Genomic DNA, 24,782 nt, shown 5'->3' with positions numbered 1-24,782 from the left:
GCGTTTTCTCGGGTCTGACGGAGAGCCCACCCGGTGCTTCATTTTTCGCGTTTGCGCCTGGTGGGCTTCAAATCGTTCGTCGAGCCGGCCGAACTGATCATCGACCCCGGCCTGACCGGGGTGGTGGGGCCCAACGGCTGCGGCAAGTCGAACGTGGTCGAGGCCCTGCGCTGGGTGATGGGCGAAACCTCGGCCCGCCAGTTGCGCGGCACCGACATGGACGACGTGATCTTCGGCGGCACCACCACCCGGCCGCCCCGCAACGTGGCCGAGGTGACCATTTCCCTCGACAACCGCGAGCACACCGCGCCCCCCCAGTTCGACGCCGCCGAGGAACTGGACATCACCCGGCGCATCACCCGGGGCGAGGGCTCGGCCTACAAGGTGAACGGCAAGGAAGTCCGCGCCCGCGACGTCCAGCTTCTGTTCGCCGACGCGGCCACCGGGGCGCGTTCCACCGCCATGGTCAGCCAGGGCCGCGTGGGGGCCCTGATCAACGCCAAGCCCGCCCAGCGCCGCGCCTTGCTGGAGGAAGCGGCCGGCATTGGCGGCCTGCACACCCGCCGCCACGAGGCCGAAACCCGCCTGCGCGCCGCCGAGGGCAACCTCGCGCGCCTCGACGACGTGCTGATTGCCCTGGAAGGCCAGATGGGGGGCTTGCGCCGGCAGGCGAAGCAGGCCCAGGCCTATCGGGCCTTGTCCGAGCAGGTGCAACGGGCCGAGGCCGTGGTGCTGCGCCTGCGCTGGGTGGCCGCGCTCCGGGCGGTGGACACGGCACGGCGCGCCCTGGAGGCGGCCCAGCGCGCCCACGCCGAGGCCACGGCCCGCACCGCCACCGCCACCACCTTGCAAGCCGACGCCGCCCTGGCCCTGGAACCGGCCCGCGCCGCCGAGGCCGAGGCGGGGGCGCGGCTGCAACGCCTGACCCTGGCCCGCGAGCACCTGGACGCCGAGGACCGCGCGCTCGCCCAGGCCACGGCCGAGCACACCACGCGCCTGACCCAGGCCACCGCCGACCTGGGCCGCGAACAGGCCCGCCTGGACGACGCGGCCCAGGCCCTGGAGCGTCTGAAGGAAGACCTGGCCCGCCTGGACGACGAAACCGCCGACGATCCCCTGGCCCAGGCCGCCGCCGCCGAGCGGGTGGACACCGCCACCGACGCCGCCGAAACCCTGGCCGACGCGCTCGCCCGGGCCACCACCCGCCTGGCCGAGCACAAGGCCCGGCGCGACGCCCTGATCCGGGCCGACGCCGAGGCCCGCCAGCGGCGCGACACCACCCTGGCCCGCGTGACCGGCGCCCGGCGCGAGCGCGACGAGGTCGCCGGCACCCAGATCGACCCCCAGGAGCTGGCCGCCGCCACCGAGGCCGAGGCCCAGGCCGACGAAGCCCTGGATCAGGCCCGCGAACGCCAGGAAGAAGCCGAGGCGGCCCGGGCCGAGGCCCGCGCGGCCGCCGAGCACGCGAGCGAAGCCCTGCGCGCCGCCCAGAACACGCTCACCAGCCTGGAAGCCGAGGCGCGGGGCCTGGCCGCGATCCTGGCCCCGGCCCGGCGCACCGACTCCCGCCAGGGCCCCAGCGCCCTTGAAACCCTGCCCGTGCCCCCGGGCCTGGAAAAGGCCCTGGCCGGCGCCCTGGGCGATGCCTCCCAGGCCGGCCTGGATCCGGCCACCGCCAGCCACTGGCGCCCCCTGCCCCCCCTGCGGCTGCCCCCGCTGCCCGAAGGGGCCCGCGCCCTGGCCGAGGCCCTCAAGACGCCCGCGGCCCTGGCGCGGCGCCTGAACGCCACCGGCCTGGTCCCCGACGCCGCCACCGCCGAGCGCCTGCACGGCCAGCTGGCGCCGGGGCAACGCCTGGTTGATCCCGACGGGGGCGTGTGGACGTGGGAAGGCCTCGTGCAGGCCCCGGGCAGCCAGGACGGCGCGGCCGCCGCCGCCGCCCGCCTGGAAACCCGCAACCGTCTGCTGGCCCTGGAAGCCGACACCACCGCCGCCCAGGAGCAGGTGGACCTGGCCGCCCACGCCGAGGCCGAGGCCCGCTTGATCCTGGAAGCCCGCACCGGGGCCGAGCAGGACACCCGCCATCAGGTCCGCGAGGCCGAGCGCGCCCTGACCCAGGCCCGCGAGCGGCGCGCCGCCCTGGACCGCGCCGCCGCCAGCACCGCCGGGCGCCTGAGCGCGCTGGCCGAGGCCCTGATCCGCCTGGAAGAAGACCTGCAAGAAGCCGAGGCCCGGGCCGAGGCCGCCGAGGACGCCCTGGACGCCCTGGGCTCCGATGCCCCGGCCGAGGACGAGGTGGCGCGCCTGAACGCCGACCTTGCCCGGGCACGCTCGGTGCAGGTGGCGGCCCAGGCCGATCACGACCGCCTGAAGCGCGACGCCGACGAACGCGCCCGGCGCCGCCAGGCCCTGGCCCGCGACATCCAGGCCTGGACCGCCCGCGAAGCCGACGCCCAGGCCCGCCTGGACGAACTGAATGCCCGGCGCGAAGGCGCGCTCGCGGCGCTGGCCGACCTGGAAGGGCGCCCCGACGCCCTGGCCGAGCAGCGCGACGCCCTGCTCGACGCCCTGGAGGAAGCCGAGGCCCGGCGCCGCGAGGCCTCCGACGCCCTGGCCCGGAGCGAACGCGCCCTCAAGGACGCCGACAAGGCCCAGCGCGACGCGGAGCGGGCCGAGGCCCAGGCCCGCGAGGACGAGGTGCGCGCCGAGGCGGCCCTGGAGCAGGGCCAGGCCGAGGCCCGCGCCGCCGCCCAGGCCATTGCCGAGCGGCGCGACTGCACGCCCGAGGCCCTGGCCGCCCAGGCCGACCTGCCCCCCGACGACACCTTGCCCCCGATCACCGAGGCCGAGGAGCTGTTCCACCGCCTCAGCCGCCAGCGCGACGCCATGGGCCCGGTCAACCTGCGCGCCGACCAGGAACTGCGCGAGCTGGAGGAGCAGGTTTCCACCCTGACCCTGGAACGCGACGATCTGATTGCCGCCATTGCCCGCCTGCGCCACGGGATCAATGAACTGAACAAGGAAGGCCGCGCCCGCCTGCTGGAGTCGTTCAACAAGGTCGATCAGCACTTCCAGGCCCTGTTCCAGCGCCTGTTCGGGGGTGGGCGCGCCCACCTGACCTTGATCGAATCCGACGACCCCCTGGAAGCGGGGCTGGAAATCATGGCGAGCCCGCCGGGCAAGCGCCTGCAAAGCCTGTCGCTTCTGTCGGGCGGCGAACAGGCCCTGACCGCGACCGCCTTGCTCTTTGCCGTGTTCCTGACCAACCCGGCGCCCATTTGCGTGCTCGACGAGGTGGACGCCCCCCTGGACGACGCCAACGTCGATCGCTTCTGCTCCATGCTGCGCACGCTGACCGACACCACCCGCACCCGCTTCCTGGTGGTCACCCACCACCGCATGACCATGGCGCGCATGGACCGCCTGTTTGGCGTGACCATGGCCGAGCGCGGCATTTCGTCGCTGGTTTCGGTTGATCTGCGCCACGCCGCCGACCTGGCCGCCCAGCCCGGCCCCACCGCGTGAGTCAAGCGCACGAAGTGCGCACCCGGCGTTTGAGGACACCAAAAGGACTCCAACGCAACCGGTTCACCCGGTCGCCCTGGGGGTCTTGGGGGGATGACATCGCCCGACCAAGGCCTATATTGGGGCTCCCCCCTGGCCTGGCTTGCCACGAAGGAAACGATCATGACCCCCTATGACTACGACCTGATCGTCATTGGCGCCGGTTCCGGCGGCGTGCGCGCGGCCCGGGTGGCCGGCAGCTATGGCGCCCGCGTCGCCCTGATCGAAAGCAGCCGGGTGGGCGGAACCTGCGTCATGCGCGGTTGCGTGCCCAAGAAGCTGCTGGTCTACGGGGCCCACTTCGCCCACGACCTGGAGGACATGGCCGGCTTTGGCTGGTCGGTGGAGGGCGCTTCCTTCGACTGGCCGGCCCTGGTCGTTGCCAAGAACCGCGAGCTTGACCGGCTGGAAGGCGTGTACCGCTCCTTGCTGAAGGCCAGCCACGTGGAGCTGATCGAAGGCCGGGGCAAGCTGGTCGATCCCTTCACCGTCGCGGTGGAAGGGCGCAAGATCACGGCCGAGAAGATCCTGATCGCCGTGGGCGGCTGGCCGTCGATGCCGGCGATCCCGGGCATCGAGCACGCCATCACCTCGAACGAGGCGCTGGACCTGATGGTGATGCCCGAGCGCATCCTGATCGTGGGCGGCGGGTACATCGCGGTGGAATTCGCGGGCATCTTCCGGGCCTTTGGCGCCGATGTCTCGCTGGTCATCCGCAAGGACCGGGTGCTGCGCGGCTTCGACGACGACGTGCGCGACGCCCTGACCACCGAAATGACCCGCCAGGGCATTCATATCCTGCCCGAAACCGTGATCAACCGGATCGACAAGCTGCAAGATGGCAGCTACCGGGTCAAGCGCACCCCCGGGCCCGACATCGAAACCGATCTGGTGATGTACGCCACCGGCCGCGCCCCCAACATCTCGGGCCTGGGCCTGGCCGAGGCCGGCGTGCGCGTGGACGCGCGCGGCGTGGTGCCGGTGGACGAATGGAACACCACCAACATCCCCAGCGTGTTCGCGATCGGCGACGTGACCGGGCGCGTGGAGCTGACCCCGGTGGCCCTCAATGAAGGCCTCAACTTCGCGGAAACCCAGTTCAACGACAACCCCCGGGTGATGGACTACAACACGATCCCGTCGGCCGTGTTCAGCTCCCCCCCCATCGGCACCGTGGGCCTGACCGAGGCGGCGGCCCGCCAGCGCGGCCCCGTGCGCGTGTACCGCTCGCGCTTCCGGCCGATGAAGCACACCCTTTCGGGGCGCGCCGAGCAGACCCTGATCAAGCTGATCGTCGATGCCCGCTCCGACCGGGTGCTGGGCTGCCACATGGTCGGCCCCGAGGCCCCGGAGATTATCCAGGGTCTGGCCATCGCCATGAAGTGCGGCGCGACCAAGGCCCAGTTCGACGCCACCATTGGCGTGCACCCCACGGCGGCCGAGGAATTCGTGACCTTGCGCGAGCCCGTGCCCGAGTAACACCGGGCCGCACCCCGGGGGGAAGCGTTCCCCTCCCTACCGGGCGAACTGGGCGCGGTAGCGGGTGGGGGACGTGCCCAGGCGCTGGCGGAAGTGGTGGCGCAAGGTGGCGGCCGAGCCCAGGCCGGCCCGGGTTGCCACGTCCTCGATCCCCAGGCGGGTGGTTTCCAGCAGCTCGCAGGCCAGGGCCACCCGGGCCGCTCCCACCCATTCCCCCGGCGTTGTCCCCGTGGCCTCGAAGAAGCGGCGCAAAAAGGTGCGGGGCGCCACGCCGGCGCGTTGGGCCAGCCGCTCCACGCTCAGGTCCTCGGCCAGCGAGGCCCGCATCCACTCCAGCAGGGCCGCGAGCCCGGCCCCTTCGCTGTGCGCCGCCACCGGGCGCGGGATGAACTGCGCCTGCCCCCCGCCCCGGTGCGCCGGCACCACCAGGGCGCGCGCGATGGTGTTGGCCGCCTGGGCCCCATGGTCTCGGCGCACCAGGTGCAAGCACAGATCCAGCCCGGCGGCGCTGCCGGCCGAGGTCAGGATCGGGCCTTCGTCCACGTACAGCACGTCGGGCTGAAACACGATGTCGGGATAGCGCCGGGCGAAGTCGGCCCCGTGGCGCCAGTGAGTGGTCGCGCCGGCCCGCCAGCACCCCGGCCTCGGCCAGCACGTAGGCCCCGCTGCAAATCGATACCAAGCGCGCCCCTTGCGCGTGAGCCCGGCGCAGGGCGGGCCCCAGAGCCTCGGGCACCTGGGGCCGGGGGTCGCGCCAGCCGGGCACGATCACCGTCCCCGCTCCCTCCAGCCGCTCCAGCCCACCGTCGGCCGCCACCACCAGCCCGCCTTGCGCGCGCAACGGCCCGGGCTCGACGGCGGCGGTTTCCAGCCGGTACCAGCCGCGCGTGCCCGGGGGCGGCGGGGCCCCGAACACCTCCACCACGATGCCGAATTCAAAGGTGCACAGCCCCTGATAGACCAGGGCCACGACCCGGTGCGGGGCGGGGTCCGGCGTCGGCGCCGGCGATGAAACGGGGGGGATCGGCGGGTTTGTCATGATTTTTACGATAGGTGTCAATCGCGCCACTTGCCAGGAAAAAGCGCCCCGCCGACCCTTGGGTCTCCTTGGATCGGAGACCCGCCATGCCCCGTTTTCGCCCCCCTGCCGCGCGTCCTGTTCCCGTCGGCGTTGTCGCCGTGGGCCTGATGGTGCTTTCCAGCCTGCTGTATGTCGTGGGGTATTCGCTGACCAGGATCCTGGTCGTGGAGCACGGGCTGGCGCCGTTGCAGGTTACGTTTTTGCGCTGCGTGCTGGTGCTGGCGGCGGCCGGGCTCGCCATGGCGTGGCCCCGGGCCGGGATCACCCCCGACCGGCTGCTGCGCCCGCGCAGGGCGTGGGTCCAACGCGGGGCGGCGGCGGCCCTGGTGATTTCAAACGTGATGGGGATCGTGGCCTACAGCCTGATGCCCGTCACCCTGGCTTCGGCGCTGGGCTTCCTGACCCCGCTTCTGGTCGCCGGTCTGGCCGGGTGGCTGCTGCGCGAAAGCGTGGGCGCGCGGCGCTGGCTGGGGGTGGGGCTGGCGTTCGTCGGCATGCTGCTGATCGTGCGCCCCGGTGCCGCGCCCCCGCTGACCGGCCTTTTGGCCTCGATCACCGCCGCCCTGGCCTACGCGGTCTACCAGATCCAGATGCGCACCTTGCGCGACGTTGCCACCAGCCTGGACGGCGCCCTTCAGGTCGCGCTGGTCGGTACCCTCGCCCTGGCCGTACCCGCTTGGATCGGCTGGCATCCGGTGTCGGCCCTGGCCTGGGGGCTGGTGGGCGCGTTTGTCGTGGTTCAGACCGCCGCCCTGGTCTGCCTCAACGCCGCCTTGCACCGGGGCGAGGCCTCAAGGCTGGCGCCGTGGCAGTTCTCGGGGCTGGTGTGGGGCATGGCCTTCGACCTTGGCCTTTTCGGGCTCCTGCCCGGGCCGTTGTCGCTGCTGGGGGGCGTGCTGATCGGCGCCGGCGGGGTGCTGGCCCAGACCCGGCCGGGGAAGCGGCGGGGTGGGGGAAGGGAAAGGAAGGGACATCCAGCCCTTGTTGGGGGCCCCGGCCCCCAAACCCCCGGCCGGGGAAGCGGGCTTCCCCGGACCCCTTGCGAGGAATCAGGCGGGAGAACCGGCCTTGAGTAGGGCCACGAACACCGGTTTGTCGTCGTCGGCGCGCCGGCCCTGGAACGGGGACTCCCACGCGCCGCCAGCCTCGGGCAGGGTGCCTTCAAGGATCACGGTGTCGCCCAGGCGGCTTTCGGCCAGGAAATTGACCTCGTAGTGGGTCAGGGGGCTGGCGTCGAGCACCGGCAGGGGCAGGGCATCGAGGATCCACTGGGCATAGTGGGTGTTGTTGACGTGGCCGTTGATGTCCAGGTCGCTGGTGCGCACCCGCACCCGGTCGATTTCGCTCAGGCCGTCGTGGCCGCGCAGCTTGGCCGGATCCTCGGCCCAGGTGCCTTCGGTGCGGCAGAACGCCAGCGCCTCGTCGCCCAGGGCGATTTTCAGCGGCCGGCGGGTGTGCAGATCCAAGGTCAGCCAGCTGGCCGTGGCCTCGGCAAAGCGGCGCCCGCCCACGACCACCTCGTAATCGCGCATCGCGATCGCGCCGGTGGGCTTGCGCACCCAGGTGTTCACGTCCAGGCGCTCGCCCCATTCCGGCCACGGGCCTTGGGCGCGCAGGACAAAGCGCGTGAGCACCCACAAGGTGCCGCGCTCCAGCATGGCGCCAAACCCGTGCCCCAGATGGTCGGCATGGGCCCAGGCCACATCCTGAAGAATCTGCAAAAGCCCCACCAAACCCAGCCGTTTCTGGTGGGTGAGCACCAGGCTGGTGACATCGTGGGGCGCGGTCCAGATCACCTGTTTCATGACGCGGGACCGTAGCCCCGTGCCCGGGCGCCGTCAAGGCGAGGGCGGCGCGGACTCGGGCTTGGGAATATCCGCGAACAGGGGCCATTGGGCATTGTTCAAGGCCTCGCGGTATTGGGAAGCGCGCAACTCATCTTTGCGCACCGTGTCCCGCATGAACCACTCCGCAACCTGCAAGACCACATCCACGACAACGGGAATCACAATAGCCCAAGGAGACTTTTCCCCGTTGTCGGTTGCCGTCAGCAGGGCATCGGTGTGCGCGCAAAAGCCATCTCGCTTGCTGCTGGCCAACCGCAAATCCCGTTTAATTCCCTCCAGTTCCTGGTCTGGGTTGCCTTGGGCAAGCGCCAGGCGCAAGCGCACGATGGCGGCATTGAACTCCGCCCGGGCGTCCTCGTATTCCTTTTCCAATGCGGCCCGTTGCCTGGCGTCGGCGGGCGGAAAAGCTTTCAACACCTTGGCGCAGGCAATGGCTTTGTCCCGCTCCTGGTTCAAGACCGCGATGGCCTGGGGAAAATCTGGGATATCCTCCCCGGCGGCAGGGACCAACACGGGAAAAAGGAGCAGCCCGACAAGCCCCCCCATCACCGCGCCCCACAACCCGCGCCCTGTTTTATCGCGCATGGTTGCCTCCTTTCGCTTGAGATCAAAACCCGACAGCGAACAGATCGCCGCCAAAACGCGTTTCAATGGTGGGACTCTGCCGGCCGTGGGTCAGGACGGGAACTTTGCGCCGGACATAATCGGCCAGTTCCTCCACACTCAGCGCCCCGTTGGCGTCGCGGTCCGCTTCGCCGCGCAAGGCTTCCAGCACCGCCTTGGTCAACGCACCATGCGCCCATGTTTCGCTTTCCAACGAAACCTGATTGGGTCCCGAGGAGGCAAACAAGGTCACGTTTCCTGTCACCAAGCGCCGCAATTCGTCCGCCAGACGATTGCGTTTTTCTCCGGTCGAGGACAGGGCGCCGGCCTCGCAGGCATCTATCAGCAGCACGACCCGCGCGTATTGGGAAAGCACGGCGATTTCACGGCGCAGACGTTCGCCGGACAGGGCGCTGTGCTCCAGGGCCGCGTTGCTTCCCAGCTTCACATCAACGGGCAGCAGGTAGAAATCCTCCAGCGCCCCGGGGCCTGAAACCCGGCCGTGGCCGAAAAAAAACAAGACAACAAGATCATCTCTCGATTGCACAGAAGACTCCTGAAGCTTCCACCGCAACCTCTCCATCTCAAGATATATATTTTCCCGGGTTGCTTCTCCCGGCCTGAAATAGCTCTCGAATCCCAAATCGTAGCGCCCACCCATTTGGTTTTGCATTTCCCTGGCGATCGCGTCGGCATCGTTTTGAGAGTACTTCAATTTCAAGGAGGCTTCTCTGGAATCCCCCACGCCGAGGGTCAGTACAAACAAGCGTGGCCGGGCTCCCACGGGCTGGGGCGCTGCCTGACGGGCAAGATCCTCCCTCATCGCCGCAAGATCCTTGCCACGTTCCTCCTGTTCGGCTTCCAGAAGCGCCTGGGCCAGGGTGGGCGCGGTCAAAATCCGCCTGATAACCTGGGGCCGATAGGAAAAGCGCAATCGCTCGGCCGGAATTTCTCGCGCAGGTTTGTTCCTGCCCTCGTTCATGACCCAGCGTAACGTGGTGTGGGCCCGAGCGGTACCTGCGTAGCGCCCCTCGGGATCCCACGCCACCCAGTTCTGGCCATCCTTGAACACGAACAGGGCCAGCACCTCCGCCCCGTCGTCCAGGCGGTGCCAGCGCACGGTGCCATCGCCGTAGGCGGCCACAACCCGTTTACCGTTGCCGGTGATGTTCACCGCCCACACGATTCCGGGCACCGGCTGGCGCCACAGGGAAGTGCCGTTTTTATCGAAAGCGCGCAACCACCACTCGGTCCCCAGCACGAAGCGCTGGCCGTCGGGGGCGATGGCCAGGCTGCGCGAGGTCTCGAACCGATCCAACGCCAGCGGGCGGCCGTTCACAGTGGGGTGATCGGTGTCTTTCCAATCCTTGATCGACAAGGTGGTTTGGAGAGGGAGCGTGGTGTGGGAAGGAGTGAGGGGTCCCGAAGTCAAGACCAATTTCTCCACATCAAAACGCACCGGGGTCTTGCCCTCCGTTTCGAGCCCCAACTCCACCGTTTGGCCGTCGGCGGACACGGCCAGGGTGGAGTGCGGGTCGCACACATCCATGGGCCGGGGCTCCTGGCGCCAGCGCGGCCTGCCCTGGGCGTCCAGCCGGGCCAGGAAGGGATCCTGGGCTCCCACCACCAAGTCCCCCCCGGGGAGAGGCTTCAGACTCATCACCGTAGTCTGGCTGCCGGAAAGAAGTCGGCGGGTTCCATCTTCGTCCCAAGCCACCACGGGACTTTGCCCCGTCCCATCGTCGTAGCGCCCGGCAGCGTACAAGGTGCGGCCGTCCCGCGACCAAGCGACTTTTGAAAAGTTACCACCGACGAGCCCCGAAACCGAGGGGGCGGACAGCGGGGCCAGGGTATTGCCGTCGTACAGATGCACCAGCGGTTCACCCTCGAACCCCACTGCGAGTCGGTTGTCCCGGGGATTGAAGGCAAGGCCAAAGGGATACTCCAGGCCGGTAGCATGTTGGGCACTCTTCACGCCTTTGGCGTCGTACAGGCGCACCAGCCCATCCAAGCTTGTCGTCGCAAACCGACCATCGCGGGCGAAAGCTACACCGTAGCAATCTCCCCCGTACGCTGCATCCCGGATACGTTCAACCCAGCCGCCCGGTCCTCTTTCGTACAGGCGCACCCCATGGCTTCCTCCCAGCCCCGCAGCCAGCTGCCGGCCATCGGGGGAAAAGGCAAGGTGGAGAACCACGCTAGGCAGGCCTTCCAAACGCTGGATCACGGCCCCCGTGTTGGCGTCGAACAGGTAGAGGGCCAATCCGTTTTTGGGCGGATCCGTCCACCCGCCAGCGGCAATTGTTTCGCCGTCGGGACTGACCGCGACGGCGTAGACCTTGCCCACATCCCCAGGGCCAGAGGGCAGGCGCACGGTGCGTTCCAAGGTGCCGTCGACCAGCCGCCACACCCGCACCGTTTTGTCGTCCGACCCCGTGACCGCCCGGGTTCCGACGAAGTCCACGTCCGCTCGAATGATCGGGGCAGTGTGAAAGCCGGGATCGACCACCAGCACCGGGCGGTCGTACAAGCCATCCGGGGTTTCGTCGGCCCATCCCGCGCCTGCCAGCGCCACGATCAGCCCCACGACCGCCCCCAGGAGGATCCCCCGTCGCATCCGCCCCTCTCCCCTGCCCTTTCTCGCCGCCCCCCCGCCCAAGGATCGGGGTCTGGGGCCCTCGGCCCCAGCGGGGGGCGCGGCCCCAGCGGGGGGCGGGGCAGAGCCCCGCATGCCGCACGCTTCACACCCCCAGGCCGCATCCATAAAAACACTAACGCATTACACCACTTCGCACCATTCCAACGCGCTCCAGAAGGCATGCCGCCATGAAAAAGCCCCGCTCGCGGCGACCGGAGCGGGGCGGGAGGCAAGAGGGAAGGCGGGAAGGCCCGGGAGATTACGAGCCCACGACGATGTGCACGGCGCGGTTGGAGGGGTTGGCGACGTTGGGGCCGGTGGTCACGGGCAAGTCCTGGTTGCCGCGCGCGGTTTCCGAGATCTTTTGCGAGGGCACGCCGGCCGCGACCAGGGCGGATTTGATCGCCGCCACCCGGCGCGCGGACAAGGCGAGGTTGGCGGACGCGTTGCCCACGGTGTCGGCCCAGCCGGTGAGGGTCACCGGGCGGGTGGTGCCGGCGGCGCGGGCGATGGTGCCAACCAGGGCCCGGGCTTCCAAGGACAGTTCAGAGGAGCCGGTGGGGAACAAGATCACGAAGCCGGTTTCGGTTTTGCCGCAATAAGTCTTGAGCCGGGCCAGGGCCGCTTCAAAGGTATCGCGGCATTCGGTGATGGCGGGGGTTTCCCAGCCTTCGTCCAGTTCCTCGACCAGGCAATCAAAGCCGAGCTGCGCCTGGGCCGACAGGGCGGGGTCCTTTTCGCGGGTTCCGCAGGCGTAGAAGGTTTCCATCAGGTCTTCGCGGCGGTCGTAGAGGTCCTTGTAGGTGGTTCCATCCACGCGTGTTTCGGCGTAGTTGACCCGCACCAGGTCCCAGCGGTCGGGGAGTTCGGGGTGCACCACCGCGCCTTCGGCCGCCAGCAGGCCCTTGCGCGCCCAGCGTTGTTGATCGCGCCAGTCGCGTTTGTCGAGCTCGCTTTGCGCCATTGCCTGATAGCCGTCGGCCAGGGCGTTGGTGAAGGCGCTGCCGCTGCGGGGCGCCGTGGTCAGTTCCTCCAGCGGCTTGGTGTCGCCCCAGTCAAAGGCGCTCATGTTATGGGTCATGGGCCCATAGGTTTCGCACCCTGCCAGCATCAGGCCGGCCAGCGCGAAGGCGAGGAGTTTGGCGAAGGGCATCAGACGGACTCCCTGGGTCGGGGGACGGGCAACGTTCCCGCCCGGCCGCGCGGGCCCCGGGAACGCCGACGGTGCCATCGGGACTCGCCTGAAGGGTTCTCCCCCGGGCGCGGCGATTCCGACGGGCATGGACCATTCTTTTCGTTAAGGCTGATGATAGCCGAAACGACAGGCCCCCCCCACAACAAAGTGCCCGATCGGACCGGGGGCGGTTCGTCTTTCCCGAGTCGCGCCGACTGCCGGACAAACAAAGGCGAGAACAGCCCCCGCCCCTTCCCCGTGAAAGGCGACTTACGCGCCCGAGGCCGGAAGATCCAGGGGCACGTCCTTCAAGTCCAGGGGGTGGGGCCGGCCTTCCAGGTCCACGGCCACGAAGACGAACAGGCCTTCCGTCACCTTTTCCACCGCCGCGCTGGTGTGGCGGCGCACCCAGGCCTGAACATCGATGGTCAGGCTGGTGCGCCCGATCCGGGTCAGCGCCGTGTAGCAACTGACCTCGTCGCCCACGTACACGGGCTTGTGAAAGGTGAATCCGGTCACGGCGACGGTCGCGACCCGGCATCCGGCCAGCTGGCGGGCGCGGGTGCCGCCGGCCAGATCCATTTGCGCCATCAGCCACCCCCCGAAAATATCGCCGTAGGGGTTGGTGTCGGCGGGCATGGCAATGGCGCGAAGCGACAAGGTGCCCACCGGCTGATCAAGCGCGGGGGGCACGCTGGGAGGAACGGTCTTGGGCGAGGCGGTCACGCGCGGCGGGCTCCGACAAGAGAAACAGGGGAAAACGGCCGCGCTCGCGGGCAGCCGCATTATGGGGCATGATGACCTGTTTCCCCTCCCTCGGGCAAGCGACTCGCGAAACGATCGATGGGAGCGGCACCCCCCCGCCCCCGCTTGCCCCCCCGGCCCTCCTCTCCAGGCAAAAACCCAAAGGCCCCAGGGGGCGTTGAACAACGGCCCGGCGATGCTCTTGCCGGCGGGCCGGGCCTGTCCCTATAGTCCCGGCCATGAACGATCTCTTCAATGAACAGGCGGCCTCGGCCGACGCCACCGCCTACACCGCCCAGGACATCGAGGTGCTGGAGGGCCTGGAACCGGTCCGCCGGCGCCCGGGCATGTACATTGGCGGCACCGACGAACGCGCCTTGCACCATCTGGTGGCCGAAATCCTGGATAACGCCATGGACGAAGCCGTGGCCGGTCACGCCCAGGTCATTGATCTGGCGCTGAGGGCCGACGGCTCGGTTCTGGTGCGCGACAACGGGCGCGGGATTCCCATCGATCCCCACCCGCGCTTCCCGGACAAAAGCGCCCTGGAAGTGATTTTGACCACCCTGCACTCGGGCGGCAAATTCGGGGGCAGCGCCTACAAGGTGTCGGGCGGCCTGCACGGCGTGGGCCTCTCGGTGGTCAATGCCCTGTCCGAGGAACTGGTGGTCGAGGTGGCGCGCGAGCGGACCCTCTGGTCGCAGCGCTACGCGCGCGGCCTGCCGCAAACCGCCCTGGAGCGGGTGGGCGCGGCCCCCAACCGGCGCGGCACCACCATCATCTTCCGCCCCGACCCCGAGATTTTCGGGCCACGCGCGCGCTTCAAGCCCGGCACCGTGCACCGTCTGGCGCGCTCGAAGGCTTATTTGTTCCGGGGCGTGCGCCTGCGCTGGTCGTGCGCGCCCGAGCTGCTGCGCGACGACGATCCCACCCCGGCCGAGGAGGAGTTGCACTTCCCCAACGGCCTGGAAGACTTCCTGCACTCCCTGGTGTCGGGGCGCTCCCTGGTGGGGGGGCGGGTGTTCGCGGGCAAGACGATGCTGGCCGACGAAGTGGGCTCGGTGGAATGGGCCTTGTGCTGGCCCGAGGACGACGAGGGCTTTTTCAGTTCCTACGTCAACACCATCCCCACCCCCGACGGCGGCACCCACGAAGCGGGCCTGCGCAACGCCCTGACCCGCAGCCTCAAGTCCTTCGCCGAGATGGCCGGCAACAAGAAGGCCGCCTCGCTGATGGCCGAGGACGTGGTGGGCGGCGCGACGGTGATGCTGTCGCTGTTCCTCCGCGAGCCCCAGTTCCAGGGCCAGACCAAGGAACGCCTGGTCAGCGCCGAGGCCACCCGGCTGGTGGAACAGGCCCTGCGCGATCCGTGCGACCACTGGCTGAGCGGCGCGCCCGAGGTGGCCAACGCCGTGCTGGCCTATGCCCTGGAACGGGCCGACGAACGCCAGCGCCGGCGCCAGTCGCGCGAGGCCGGGCGCAAGTCGGCCACCAAGAAGCTGCGCTTGCCGGGCAAGCTCGCCGACTGCACGCGCTCGACCTGCCAGGGCACCGAAATCTTCCTGGTGGAGGGCGACAGCGCCGGCGGCTCGGCCAAGCAGGCCCGCGACCGCGAGACCCAGGCGGTGCTCCCCCTGCGCGGCAAGATCCTGAACGTCGCCAGCGCGTCCATGGACAAGATGCAGGCAAACCAGGAACTCAACGACCTGGTGGAGGCCCTGGGCTGCGGGGCGCGCGCGCGCTTCGACCTGGAGCGGCTGCGCTACGAACGCGTCATCATCATGACCGACGCCGACGTGGACGGCGCCCACATCGCAAGCCTTCTGATGACCTTCTTCTTCCGGGAAATGCCGGGGCTGGTGGCGGCCGGGCACCTGTACCTGGCCTTGCCGCCGCTTTACCGCCTGACCCAGGGCGGCACCAGCGTTTATGCCCGCGACGATGCCCACCGCGACCAGTTGCTGAAAACCCAGTTCAAGGGCAAGGGCAAGATCGAGATCAGCCGCTTCAAGGGCTTGGGCGAAATGCCGCCCGCCCAGTTGCGGGAAACCACGATGGCGTTCGCGACCCGCCAGCTGCTGCGCGTGACCGTGCCCACGGGCCGCACCGAGGAAGACCGCGAGGACGCGCGCGCGGTGGCCCGGCTGGTCGAGGAACTGATGGGCCGCAAGCCCGAGCTTCGCTTCCGCTTCATTCAGGAAAACGCCCGCTTCGTGGAAGGATTGGACATCTGATGAGCAGCGCCGTACAGACCACGTGCCTTATCCAGGCGCCGCCAGCCCTGGTCTGGCGCCTTTTGACCGATTTTCCGGCCTATGGCTCGTGGAATCCGGTGCTGCCATCCATCCGGGGCAAGGCCCAAAAAGGGGCCTGGATCATGCTCACCATCCGCATGCCCGGGCGCCCGCCGGTGCCGGTGCCGGCCCGCCTGACCGTCGTGCGCCCCGAGTCCGAATTGCAGTGGCGCGCCTCGGTGCCGGGGATGGTCGCGGGCGATCACTTCTTCCGCCTGACCCCGCAGGGCGACGGGGCCACGCTGCTGGTCCATGGCGAGGTGTTCTCGGGCCTGCTCGCCGACACGATCATGGGCCGCGCCGTGCAAGAGGCCTCGCGCGAGGCCTACGAAGGAATCAACGCCGCCCTCAAGGCCCACGCCGAGGCCCTGGCCGCGTAACCCCACCCCCCGTTCGCACAAGACCGCGCGCCCGGATCAGGGCCGCGGCACACGCAAGGCGTGTTGATGGCTGACGCCGACCATATGTTCGTCGTGACCGGCGGCCCCGGTTCCGGCAAAAGCACTCTGATCGATGCCCTGACCCGGCGCGGCTTGCGCACGATGCCCGAGGCCGGCCGGGCCATCATACAAGATCAGGTCAGGATTGACGGACCCGCGTTGCCTTGGGCGGATCGCGCGCTCTTCGCCGAGCTCATGCTAGGCTGGGAGCTGCGTTCCTACCACGAGGCTCTCGCGGGTAACGCGCCGGTTCTCATGGATCGTGGAATCCCTGATGTCGTCGGCTATCTCACGCTCTGCGGCCTGCCGGTTCCGGCTCATATCGAGACGGCGGCGCAGGTTCATCCCTACAACAAGCGGGTTTTCCTCGCCCCCTACTGGGACGCCATTTTCACCCAGGACACCGAGCGCAGGCAAGACCGGCAGGAAGCCAAGGCAACCAGCCAGGTCATGGCCGACGTTTACACCCGGTTAGGCTATCAGATTATCGAGCTTCCCCTGGTGGGGGTCGAGCAGCGCGCCGACTTCGTGGTGGAAAACCTGGCCGTCGGATGACGCAACAGACGTTTTTATTTAAACCCGGAAGCCGCTCGACCGGAGCCTGGCGCCGCGCTTTCGCTCCTTGTATTTACGCTCGACTTATCCGAAAAGCAGAGCCTCCTTTTCGGGGCTCTTTCTCACGAAATGCTGTTCGCGCACTTCCTGGCCCCACTGGCTGCCGGCAAACTCCTCGACCAGGGCAAACCCGTGGGCCTCGTACAGATGGCGGGCGGCATCCAGGCCGCTGAAGGTCCACAGATCGGTTTGGGCAAAGGCGCGCGCGTCCACGAACGCCAGCGCCGTTGCCAGAAGCCCGCGCCCGACCCCCAGCCCCCGCGCCCCGTCGGCAACGATGAACCATCGCAAGTGGGCGCGGCCCGAACCCAGGTCCTGGCCATCGATCGCGATCGATCCCACGATCTCGTCGTTTATCAACGCGGTCCAGATCTCGGTGTCGGGGTGGTCCAGCCGGTCGCAGAACGCGGCCAGCCCCCCGGCCACCACGGCCTCGAACCGACGTCCGAACCCCGCGACACGGGCATAATAGGTGGCGTGCAGGTGGGTGATCCGCGCGATCAGGGCGGTGCGGTACCCGGGCGCGATCGTCACCGGGGCCGGCGCCCCGGCCTCTGGCGCCTCCCCGGCCAGCGCGGTGGTGTACAGGCGCAGGCCCTCCAGCACCACGCGCTCCTGACCGGGCCGCAACCGCGCCAGGGCCCCATTCACCTGGGCCCGCGCGAAGGCATGGATTTCCGCCACCCGCTGGCGCCCGGCCGGGGTCAGCGACAAGACCTTGGTGCGCGCGTCCGCCGCGCCCGGCTGCTCGGCCACGACCCCGAACGCGATCAGCTTGCGCACCATGCGGCTGATGGTTGATTTCTCCAGGCGCAGGGCCGCCGACAGATCGCGGGCGGTCACCCCCCCCGCCTCGATCTCGATCAGGGCATGCACGAACGAGGGCGCCCAATCGGTGCCGGCGAAATCGCCGCCCATGAAGCCCAGTTCACGCACGAACCGGCGCGACACACAGCGGATGTCGTCAACAAGGGGTGAGGACTGCGACAGGGGCGGCCTCCCGCGATTAGTTGTATCGCACAACCAATAGCGCCCCCGTCCGTCGCCGTCAATCCTCCCCCGTTACCGCCCCGCCCGTTTCAGGGCTGGCCTTCCATGAAACGGCGCCAGATGTGCACGGGCAGCGACCCGCCGGTGACGCCGTTCATGGAGGAGTTATCATCGTTGCCCACCCACACCCCGGCCAGGGTCTGGCCCGCGAAGCCCACGAACCAGGCGTCGCGGTAGTCCTGGGTGGTGCCGGTCTTGCCCCGGGCGACCTTGCCCGGCAGGGCCGCGCCCTTGCCGGTGCCCCAGGCGACCACGGCTTCCAGCATGTGGTTCATGGCCTCGACGTTTTCGGGGCTGATGACCCGGCGTTCGCCGCTGGGCTGGCGGGCATAGACCACCTGCCCGTCGCGATCGACGATCGACTCGATCGCGTAGGGCATCACGGCCAGCCCGCCGTTCGCGAAGGGGGCGTAGGCCGAGGTCAGGTCAAGGGGCGAGACCTCGAACACCCCCAGGGCGATCGAGGGCTGGGCCATCAGGTTGCCGGTGATGCCCAGGCGGCGCGCCACCTTGACCACCTGGCCGCGCCCGGCCATCTCGGTGATGCGCACCGACACGGTGTTGAGCGACAGGGCCAGGGCCTGGGTCATGCTCACCGGGCCCTTGTAACGCCCGGTATAGTTGCCGGGGCTCCAGCTTCCCACCGTGACCGGGGCGTCCTCCAGGGTGCTCGCGGGGGTCAGGCCCGCTTCCAGGCCGGCCAGGAAGACAAAGGGCTTGAAGGCGCTGCCCGGCTGGCGAAGGGCCTGGGCGGCGCGGTTGAAGGGGGCGTGGTCGTGATCGCGCCCGCCGACCATGGCCCGCACCGCGCCGCTGAAATCCAAGGCGACCAGGGCCGCCTGACGGGCGCCGACCTTTTCCGACTCGGCGTCCATCACCTCGGACACCGCCTTCTCGGCGGTTTCCTGGGTATCCAGGTTCAAGGTGGTGCGCACGATCAGATCGCGGTCGCGCACGCCCGCATAGTCATCCACCTGTTCCAGCACCCAGTCGGCGAAGTAGTCGCCGGCCACGCCCCGTTGCACGCCGGGCAGCGCCGTGGCCGCCTCGGCGGCGGCGGCGCGGGCGGCCTCGGGGGTCAGCCAGTCGGCTTCCACCATGTTTTGCAGCACTTCAAGGGTACGGGAGCGGGCGCGCTCGGGGCTGGCGATGGGGTTGTAGCGCGAGGGCGCCTTGGGCAGGCCGGCCAGCATCGCGGCCTGGTACAAGGTCAGGTCGCGGGCCGGACGGTGGAAATAGCGCCGCGCCGCCGCGTCCACCCCGTGGGTGCCGGCCCCCAGGTACACCCGGTTGATGTACAAGGTCAGAATCTGTTCCTTGGTGAAGGAGCGTTCCAGCCACAGCGACAGCAGCACTTCCTGGACCTTGCGCCGGACCGTGCGCTCGGGGGTAAGGAACAGGTTCTTGGCCACCTGCTGGGTGATGGTCGATCCCCCCTGAACCACCCGGCCCGCGCGCAAGTTGGTGACCATGGCCCGGGCAATGCCCACCAGATCAAGGCCGAAGTGGCTGAGGAAGCGGCGGTCCTCGGTGGCCAGGATGGCGCGGATCAGGGCGGGCGGCGCGTCGCGGGCGCGCAGGGTTTCGCCGTGCAGGTCGCCGAACGCGGCGATCTCGCGCCCGTCGGCGGCCAGCAAGGTCACGGACGGGCGCCGGGTGGTGCGGGCCTCGGCCGCCGGATCGGGCAGATCATAGGCAAACCAGCCCACCACCCCCAGCCCCAGGATCACCATCCATGTGAACATGACCAGGAACAGGCGCACCGCCCCCCAGGGGAAGCCGCCCCGCCGCCGGGGGGATCCGCCCTTGCCGCCCCGGCCCGAGCCGCCGCCCCCGTTCGCGCTCTTGGCGGCGCGCGCCTTGGAAGGCGGGCGTGACGGCGCCGGACGGGTGGTTTTGGTTTTGGCCTTGGCCTTGGGGGAGGACGCTGCCCGCCCCGCGCGGGGCGTGGCCGGCTGGAGCGCTTCCCGCGCCTTCGCGGCGTCCTCCTCGGGCTCGCTCAAGGTCAGGCGGTCGGCGGGATTGACACGCAGATCGAACGGGCGCTCCAGGTTGGGATCCATGACCGTCTTTCGAAAAAATCAGGTAAAGAAAAAAGTCAGACAAAGAAGGATAAAATCGTCATCTCGTCCCCCAAGGGGTTTGACCAGCAAACACCCTTGCCGGGCGGATTCGTCCCCATCGCTCCCTTGAAGCGGGAAGCGGTTGTCTTTATCCTGGTTTGGATCGCAAGACCAGGGCGGTCCACGCCGGACCCAAGGGAGAGTCGTCATGGACCACACGCTGGCCTTCACCATCCCGGAAGACCTGTACCATCGCCTGAGCGCCATGGCCGAACAAGCCGGCCAGGGTCTCGACGCGTGCCTGCGCCAGGCCCTGCAAAGCCATGTGGATGCTTGGGAAGAATACCAAAGAACCGTTGCCGCCCTCCAGGAGGGTGAGCCGCGCCCGGTGCTCAAGGTGGTCAACGAGTAGGATCCCGTGGGGAGCGATCTGCCTTTTTTTCGTTCTGGCCTTGCGACGCCAAACGGTCATTGACGAAGATTCAGTCAGGGCCTAAGCGTGAGGAGTGCGCCCGTAGCAACGGAGTCTCCCATGCCCTCCCTGCCTTTCGACGAAATGACACGGCCCGATGGTGGCATCCGAGCGCCTTATCTGACTTATGACGCCTGGATGGCGCGCACGTCGATCGATACCTTGCGCCAGAAACACACCCAGGCCGACCTGCTTTTCAAGCGCATCGGCATCACCTTTGCCGTGTATGGCGACAGTCAGGGGAGCGAACGCCTGATTCCCTTCGACGTGGTGCCGCGCATCATCAGCGCCGACGAATGGGACTACGTGGCGCGTGGGGTGTGCCAGCGGGTGATGGCGCTCAACCGCTTCATTCACGACGTGTACCACGAGCAAGAAATCCTGAGGGCGGGCAAGGTCCCCCGGGCCCTGGTCGAGAACAACGACCAGTTCCGCGCCGAGATGGTGGGCTTCGAGCCTCCGGGCGGCGTGTACGTGCACATCGCCGGCGTTGACATCGTGCGCACGGGCGAAAACGAATTCCATGTCCTGGAAGACAACCTGCGCACCCCGTCGGGCGTTTCCTACATGATGGAAAACCGCGACATGATGATGCGGTTGTTCCCGGATCTGTTTGACCGCTATTCGGTGGCGCCGGTCAACCACTACCCGCAAGAACTGCTCAAGACCCTGAAATACGTGGCGCCGTCGCCGGTCGGCAGTCCGACCGTGGTGCTGCTGACCCCGGGCCAGTACAACAGCGCCTATTTCGAACACGCCTTCCTGGCCGATGAAATGGGCGTGGAACTGGTGCAAGGGCAGGACCTGTTCGTCGACGACGGCTTTGTGTACATGCGCACCGTCGAGGGACCGCAGCGCGTGGACGTGATCTACCGGCGCATCGACGACGATTTCCTGGATCCCCAGGCCTTCCGCAAGGACAGCATGCTGGGCGTGCCGGGCCTGTTCGAGGCCTACCGCAAGGGCACGGTCACCCTCGCCAACGCGATTGGCACCGGCATTTCCGACGACAAGGCGGTGTACGACTACGTGCCGGCGATGATCGAGTTCTACCTGGGCGAAAAAGCGATCCTGCGCAACGTGCCCACCTATCACCTGGACGACGACGACGACCGCAAGTACGTGCTGGAACACCTTGATGAACTGGTGGTCAAGGAGGTGCACGGCTCGGGCGGCTACGGCATGCTCGTGGGCCCCAAGGCGTCGCGCACGGAAATCGCGGCCTACAAGGACCGGATCCTGGCCAATCCCGGCAACTTCATTGCCCAGCCCACGCTGGCGCTGTCCACCTGCCCCACCTTCGTGAACGAAGGGCTGGCCCCGCGCCATGTCGATCTGCGCCCCTACGTGCTCACCGGCAAGACCACCAACGTGGTGCCGGGCGGGCTCACCCGCGTGGCCCTCAAGGAAGGGTCGCTGGTGGTCAACTCGTCGCAAGGCGGCGGTACCAAAGACACCTGGGTCCTGGAGCGCTGAACCATGCTGAGCCGCACCGCCGACAACCTGTACTGGATGGCCCGCTACGTGGAACGGGCCGAAAACATGGCCCGCATCCTGGATGTGTCGCACCGCATGCACCAGCTGCCCCACAACGGCGAGGGCTCGGGCGCGGAGTGGGAACCGGCCCTGATCATTTCCGGCCAGAAGCCTTCCTACGAAGCCCGCTTCGACGAAATCACGGCCAGCCATGTGATCGCGTTCATGGCCCTGGACCCCGAAAACCCGTCGAGCATCGTTTCCACCCTGGGCTCGGCGCGCGAGAACGCCCGCGCCGAGCGCTTCGTGCTGCCGGTCGAGATGTTCGAAAGCCTGAACGCCACCTGGCTGGAGCTGCGCTCGATCACCTACACCAAGCTGCTGGAGTGGGGGTTTCGCGAGTTTTTCGAGTGGGTCAAGGAACGCTGCCACCAGTTCAACGGCACCACGGTCAGCACCATGGTGCAAACCGATGCCTATTCCTTCACCCGGCTGGGCACGTTCATCGAGCGCGGCGACAACACCGCGCGCCTGCTTGACGTGAAATATCACGTGCTGGCCCCCGACGAGGACCGGCTGGACGAAGCGGTGGACTATTACCAATGGGGCGCGGTGCTGCGCGCCATGTCGGCATTCAAGGCCTACCGGATCACGTACCGCGATTCAATCAAGCCGCGCAAGGTGATCGAGCTACTCACCTTGCGTCGCGAGTTTCCGCGCTCGCTGCACCACTGCACCCACGCCGCCAGCCTGCTTCTGGAGGAAATGAGCCCCGACACCGAGGCCGCCCGCCTCGCCGGCGAGATCAACGCCCGCCTGCGCTACGGCCGGGTCCAGGACATCACCCGGCGCGGCCTGCACGCCTTCCTGACCGAGTTCATCGCCCGCAATGCCCTGATCAGCAACGAGGTCGGCCGGGCGTTCCACCTGGAGGCCTCGACCACCCTGCCCCCGGCCCACCGGCGCCAGCGCCAGCGCCAGTTCTGATCCGTCGCCCCTCCCTTCACGGCGCGGCCCCCCGTGGAAGGGATGGGCAGAACCAACCGCCTCTGGCATACTAAGGGAGGCCCTTTCCCGGGCCCGATCCCCGACATGGCGGAGAGGGTGCGTGCGACTCCTGATTGCTGACGACCACGAGCTGTTTCGCGATGGTCTGCGCCTGGTCCTGGGCGACCTTGCCCCCGAGGTCGAGGTTGTCGAGGCCCGTTCGTTCGACGAAGCCCTGGCCCTGGTCGGCGCCGAGCCTGCGGGGGCCTTCGATCTCCTTCTGGTTGATCTGGTGATGCCCGGCCTGCCCTGGACCGAGGGCCTCGCGCGGCTGCGCGCCCTGGCTCCCGACAGCCCGATCGTGGTGCTGTCGGCCGGCGAGGACGGCGCCCTGGTGCGCGAGGCGGTGCATCGGGGGGCGGCGGGCTTCATCTCGAAAGCCGCCAGCAGCAAGGTCATCCTGGGGGCGCTCAAGCTGGTGTTGTCGGGGGGGTTGTACCTGCCGCCAACCTTGCTCGACGACGCGCCCGCTCCGGCGGGCCTGGGTCACGCCGGGTCCCATGCCCAGGGCGGTCCGGGCGCGCCGGATCCGGCCCTGGCCTCGCCCCTGACGCCGCGCCAGCGCGAGGTGCTGGCCCTGATCGGTCAGGGCAAGTCCAACAAGGAAATCGCCCATGCCCTGGCCTTGTCCGAGGGCACGGTCAAATTGCACGTCACGGCCATTCTCAAGGCCCTGGGCGCCAACAACCGCACCGGCGCGGTGATCGCGGCCCAGCGCCTGGGCCTGACCGGCTGATCGGATTTTTTCATGCCCCGTTACCACGCCCAGCGCGTCCTTCCCTACACCGCCGAGCAGATGTTTGATCTGGTGGCCGATGTCGAATCCTATCCGGCGTTCGTGCCCTGGTGGCAGGAAGCCCGCATCATCACCCGCACGCCCTCGCTGTACCGGACCGACCAGATTCTGGGCCTGGGGCCGGTGCGCTTGCATTTCGGATCGGAAACGCGGTTAATACGCCCCGAGAGCATTCATGTCACGGCACGCGGCGGAGGCTTGCGCCAGCTCACCTTGACGTGGGGATTCGAGCCGCATCCCCAAGGATCGCTGACCCGGCTTGACATGGGCCTGGAGATGGCGACCCTGGGCCTTGACCGCCTTGTGGGACACCTGTCACGCGAAGCAGCCAAAACTTTGGTCGAAGCCTTTGCCAATCGGGCCCGGTCCTTGTACGGAAGACATGGCCGCTTTGTTGCGAAGGGGGACCGCACCGCTTGACACGGCCCCTTTCGTGCGTTCCTTTACGCTCCGGCGACGCATTCTCGGCTGTCGCCCGCTATGGCATTGTTGCGATGGCTCCCGGGCGGTGCCGTCGCCCGCCCGTCCGATCCTTCTGCCACCCGAGCGACTAAATCCTGGAGAGCGCAGCGCATGAACAGGCCCGAGAGAGCCCTCAGCCCTTTGGGCGAGGAAGTTGACGCATTTGTGTCCCCCTTTTCCCGAGGCGGCGATACCCCCGTGGCTCAGGAAACCGATGAACAGGTCGTCCTGCCCGAATACCTGCGTCGCACCTACACCTGGGCCTATCTGGATCCGCGCAACATGCGCTGGCTCGACCGCCACGTGGTGGTGTCCTTCATCCTGTGGGGCAATGCCGACCGCCTGATGGCCTCGGCGTACCGCGAGTTTTCGGCCGGTCAGGAAGTGTTGCAGCCGGCATGTGTCTATGGCCCGTTCTCGCGCGAGCTGTCGGCCGTGGTCGGCCCCACCGGCTACCTGGAAGTCCGCGACATCGCGCCGGTTCAGATCGCCCACACCCGGCCCAAGCTGGCCGGTCTGAGCAACACCCACCTGGTGCGCGCCAACGCCGCCGATCCGGTGGGCCGCGATTTTGATGGCGTGTGCTGCTTCTTCCTGCTGCACGAAATTCCCGACGACTGGAAGGTCCGCGCCGTCAACTCGCTGCTGGCCGCGGTTCGTCCGGGCGGCAAGGCGGTGTTCGTGGATTACCACAAGCCCCTGCCCTACCACCCCTTGAAGCCGATCATGTTCGGGGTGTTCAAGACCCTGGAGCCCTACGCCATGGGCCTGTGGGACGTGGAAATCAGCGACTTCGCCGAGGAACGCGACGCGTTCACCTGGACCAAGGAAACCTTCTTCGGCGGTCTGTACCAGAAGGTTGTCGCCGTCCGGCGCTAGAGTAATCCGAGGCCAGCTTGGGCCATTTCCTGGCCCAACCTGGCCTCGAAGTTACTCT

General features: G+C 68.5%; 20 protein-coding genes and 1 pseudogene. 12 read left to right on the top strand and 9 right to left on the bottom strand.

What is annotated here, in order from left to right:
- The first annotated feature begins 33 nt into the window (after positions 1 to 33).
- Both ROR02_RS02475 and gor read left to right on the top strand, forming a co-directional pair.
- On the top strand, positions 34 to 3,525 hold the full coding sequence (locus ROR02_RS02475; protein WP_147162423.1) for a chromosome segregation SMC family protein: 3,492 nt from the start codon (positions 34 to 36) through the stop codon (positions 3,523 to 3,525).
- Positions 3,526 to 3,687: 162 nt separating this feature from the next.
- Positions 3,688 to 5,043 carry a glutathione-disulfide reductase gene (gene gor, locus ROR02_RS02470; RefSeq protein ID WP_147162422.1) on the top strand — a complete coding sequence of 452 codons (1,356 nt, stop codon included), beginning with the start codon at positions 3,688 to 3,690 and terminating at the stop codon, positions 5,041 to 5,043.
- A gap of 36 nt (positions 5,044 to 5,079) precedes the next feature.
- Here gor and ROR02_RS17045 read toward each other — a convergent pair whose 3' ends face one another.
- Positions 5,080 to 5,610 (bottom strand): helix-turn-helix domain-containing protein, encoded by a 531-nt coding sequence (locus ROR02_RS17045; protein ID WP_246135363.1) that lies wholly within the window; start codon positions 5,608 to 5,610, stop codon positions 5,080 to 5,082.
- A 112-nt stretch (positions 5,611 to 5,722) separates the two neighbouring features.
- Positions 5,723 to 6,082 (bottom strand): annotated as a pseudogene (ftrA, locus tag ROR02_RS17040) (transcriptional regulator FtrA); the annotation flags it as partial.
- An 86-nt stretch (positions 6,083 to 6,168) separates the two neighbouring features.
- On the opposite strand from ftrA, the gene ROR02_RS02460 reads away from it, so the two are divergent.
- Entirely contained in the window at positions 6,169 to 7,200 is a 1,032-nt protein-coding gene (locus ROR02_RS02460) for a DMT family transporter (RefSeq protein ID WP_147162421.1), read from the top strand.
- Here ROR02_RS02460 and ROR02_RS02455 read toward each other — a convergent pair.
- The 5 genes from ROR02_RS02455 to ROR02_RS02435 all read right to left on the bottom strand — a co-directional run bounded on the left by ROR02_RS02455 (position 7,174) and on the right by ROR02_RS02435 (position 13,025).
- The gene (locus ROR02_RS02455; protein WP_147162420.1) at positions 7,174 to 7,929 is read right to left on the bottom strand and encodes an acyl-[acyl-carrier-protein] thioesterase; all 756 of its coding nucleotides are present in this window, start codon (positions 7,927 to 7,929) and stop codon (positions 7,174 to 7,176) included. The two genes, ROR02_RS02460 and ROR02_RS02455, sit on opposite strands and share 27 nt — an antisense overlap.
- Before the next feature lie 33 nt (positions 7,930 to 7,962).
- Positions 7,963 to 8,610, bottom strand: coding sequence for a hypothetical protein (locus ROR02_RS02450; RefSeq protein WP_147162419.1), 648 nt, complete (start codon positions 8,608 to 8,610; stop codon positions 7,963 to 7,965).
- Positions 8,579 to 11,191: a caspase family protein gene (locus tag ROR02_RS02445; RefSeq protein WP_147162418.1), complete on the bottom strand. Its 2,613-nt coding sequence runs from the start codon at positions 11,189 to 11,191 to the stop codon at positions 8,579 to 8,581. The genes ROR02_RS02450 and ROR02_RS02445 overlap by 32 nt, the downstream gene beginning before the upstream one ends.
- Positions 11,192 to 11,471: 280 nt before the next feature.
- Positions 11,472 to 12,365 carry an OmpA family protein gene (locus ROR02_RS02440; RefSeq protein WP_170244920.1) on the bottom strand — a complete coding sequence of 298 codons (894 nt, stop codon included), beginning with the start codon at positions 12,363 to 12,365 and terminating at the stop codon, positions 11,472 to 11,474.
- 291 nt (positions 12,366 to 12,656) lie between these two features.
- The gene (locus ROR02_RS02435) at positions 12,657 to 13,025 is read right to left on the bottom strand and encodes an acyl-CoA thioesterase (protein WP_246135367.1); all 369 of its coding nucleotides are present in this window, start codon (positions 13,023 to 13,025) and stop codon (positions 12,657 to 12,659) included.
- Positions 13,026 to 13,369: 344 nt separating this feature from the next.
- Here ROR02_RS02435 and parE point away from each other — a divergent pair, with 344 nt between their 5' ends.
- From parE to ROR02_RS02420, 3 genes are all read left to right on the top strand, one after another.
- Entirely contained in the window at positions 13,370 to 15,364 is a 1,995-nt protein-coding gene (parE, locus tag ROR02_RS02430) for a DNA topoisomerase IV subunit B (protein WP_147162415.1), read from the top strand.
- Entirely contained in the window at positions 15,364 to 15,804 is a 441-nt protein-coding gene (locus ROR02_RS02425; protein WP_147162414.1) for an SRPBCC domain-containing protein, read from the top strand. The genes parE and ROR02_RS02425 overlap by 1 nt, the downstream gene beginning before the upstream one ends.
- Positions 15,805 to 15,870: 66 nt before the next feature.
- Positions 15,871 to 16,419 carry an AAA family ATPase gene (locus ROR02_RS02420; protein ID WP_218032747.1) on the top strand — a complete coding sequence of 183 codons (549 nt, stop codon included), beginning with the start codon at positions 15,871 to 15,873 and terminating at the stop codon, positions 16,417 to 16,419.
- A gap of 84 nt (positions 16,420 to 16,503) precedes the next feature.
- Here ROR02_RS02420 and ROR02_RS02415 read toward each other — a convergent pair whose 3' ends face one another.
- Both ROR02_RS02415 and ROR02_RS02410 read right to left on the bottom strand, forming a co-directional pair.
- Positions 16,504 to 17,430: a bifunctional helix-turn-helix transcriptional regulator/GNAT family N-acetyltransferase gene (locus ROR02_RS02415; RefSeq protein WP_246135362.1), complete on the bottom strand. Its 927-nt coding sequence runs from the start codon at positions 17,428 to 17,430 to the stop codon at positions 16,504 to 16,506.
- 128 nt (positions 17,431 to 17,558) lie between these two features.
- Positions 17,559 to 19,592, bottom strand: a complete 2,034-nt coding sequence (locus tag ROR02_RS02410) for a transglycosylase domain-containing protein (RefSeq protein ID WP_218032746.1) — start codon at positions 19,590 to 19,592, stop codon at positions 17,559 to 17,561.
- A gap of 208 nt (positions 19,593 to 19,800) precedes the next feature.
- On the opposite strand from ROR02_RS02410, the gene ROR02_RS02405 reads away from it, so the two are divergent.
- From ROR02_RS02405 to rquA, 6 genes are all read left to right on the top strand, one after another.
- Positions 19,801 to 20,004: a ribbon-helix-helix protein, CopG family gene (locus ROR02_RS02405; protein ID WP_246135361.1), complete on the top strand. Its 204-nt coding sequence runs from the start codon at positions 19,801 to 19,803 to the stop codon at positions 20,002 to 20,004.
- A gap of 120 nt (positions 20,005 to 20,124) precedes the next feature.
- Positions 20,125 to 21,540, top strand: coding sequence for a circularly permuted type 2 ATP-grasp protein (locus tag ROR02_RS02400; RefSeq protein WP_147162413.1), 1,416 nt, complete (start codon positions 20,125 to 20,127; stop codon positions 21,538 to 21,540).
- Between the two features lie 3 nt (positions 21,541 to 21,543).
- The gene (locus ROR02_RS02395; RefSeq protein WP_147162412.1) at positions 21,544 to 22,527 is read left to right on the top strand and encodes an alpha-E domain-containing protein; all 984 of its coding nucleotides are present in this window, start codon (positions 21,544 to 21,546) and stop codon (positions 22,525 to 22,527) included.
- Between the two features lie 121 nt (positions 22,528 to 22,648).
- Complete coding sequence (locus tag ROR02_RS02390; protein ID WP_147162411.1) at positions 22,649 to 23,323, top strand: LuxR C-terminal-related transcriptional regulator; 675 nt, start codon at positions 22,649 to 22,651, stop codon at positions 23,321 to 23,323.
- Positions 23,324 to 23,335: 12 nt separating this feature from the next.
- Positions 23,336 to 23,803 carry a type II toxin-antitoxin system RatA family toxin gene (locus tag ROR02_RS02385; protein WP_147162410.1) on the top strand — a complete coding sequence of 156 codons (468 nt, stop codon included), beginning with the start codon at positions 23,336 to 23,338 and terminating at the stop codon, positions 23,801 to 23,803.
- Between the two features lie 240 nt (positions 23,804 to 24,043).
- On the top strand, positions 24,044 to 24,724 hold the full coding sequence (rquA, locus tag ROR02_RS02380) for a rhodoquinone biosynthesis methyltransferase RquA (protein ID WP_246135360.1): 681 nt from the start codon (positions 24,044 to 24,046) through the stop codon (positions 24,722 to 24,724).
- Positions 24,725 to 24,782: the final 58 nt, after the last annotated feature.

This window comes from Pararhodospirillum oryzae, assembly GCF_007992075.1.
Classification (GTDB): domain Bacteria; phylum Pseudomonadota; class Alphaproteobacteria; order Rhodospirillales; family Rhodospirillaceae; genus Pararhodospirillum; species Pararhodospirillum oryzae.
Note: the sequence above shows the minus strand (reverse complement) of the source record. Positions and strands in the feature narration are given on the sequence as shown.

Bases quoted from the DNA above. Each gene is read 5' to 3' on its own strand.
- parE (WP_147162415.1), top strand. From the start codon at position 13,370: ATGAACGATCTCTTCAATGAACAGGCGGCCTCGGCCGACGCCACCGCC.
- ROR02_RS02405 (WP_246135361.1), top strand. From the start codon at position 19,801: ATGGACCACACGCTGGCCTTCACCATCCCGGAAGACCTGTACCATCGC.
- gor (WP_147162422.1), top strand. From the start codon at position 3,688: ATGACCCCCTATGACTACGACCTGATCGTCATTGGCGCCGGTTCCGGC.
- ROR02_RS02410 (WP_218032746.1), bottom strand. From the start codon at position 19,592: ATGGATCCCAACCTGGAGCGCCCGTTCGATCTGCGTGTCAATCCCGCC.
- ROR02_RS02395 (WP_147162412.1), top strand. From the start codon at position 21,544: ATGCTGAGCCGCACCGCCGACAACCTGTACTGGATGGCCCGCTACGTG.
- ROR02_RS02440 (WP_170244920.1), bottom strand. From the start codon at position 12,365: ATGCCCTTCGCCAAACTCCTCGCCTTCGCGCTGGCCGGCCTGATGCTG.
- ROR02_RS02420 (WP_218032747.1), top strand. From the start codon at position 15,871: ATGGCTGACGCCGACCATATGTTCGTCGTGACCGGCGGCCCCGGTTCC.
- ROR02_RS02385 (WP_147162410.1), top strand. From the start codon at position 23,336: ATGCCCCGTTACCACGCCCAGCGCGTCCTTCCCTACACCGCCGAGCAG.
- ROR02_RS02445 (WP_147162418.1), bottom strand. From the start codon at position 11,191: ATGCGACGGGGGATCCTCCTGGGGGCGGTCGTGGGGCTGATCGTGGCG.
- ROR02_RS02400 (WP_147162413.1), top strand. From the start codon at position 20,125: ATGCCCTCCCTGCCTTTCGACGAAATGACACGGCCCGATGGTGGCATC.
- ROR02_RS02435 (WP_246135367.1), bottom strand. From the start codon at position 13,025: ATGCCCGCCGACACCAACCCCTACGGCGATATTTTCGGGGGGTGGCTG.
- ROR02_RS02455 (WP_147162420.1), bottom strand. From the start codon at position 7,929: ATGAAACAGGTGATCTGGACCGCGCCCCACGATGTCACCAGCCTGGTG.
- ROR02_RS02460 (WP_147162421.1), top strand. From the start codon at position 6,169: ATGCCCCGTTTTCGCCCCCCTGCCGCGCGTCCTGTTCCCGTCGGCGTT.
- ROR02_RS02425 (WP_147162414.1), top strand. From the start codon at position 15,364: ATGAGCAGCGCCGTACAGACCACGTGCCTTATCCAGGCGCCGCCAGCC.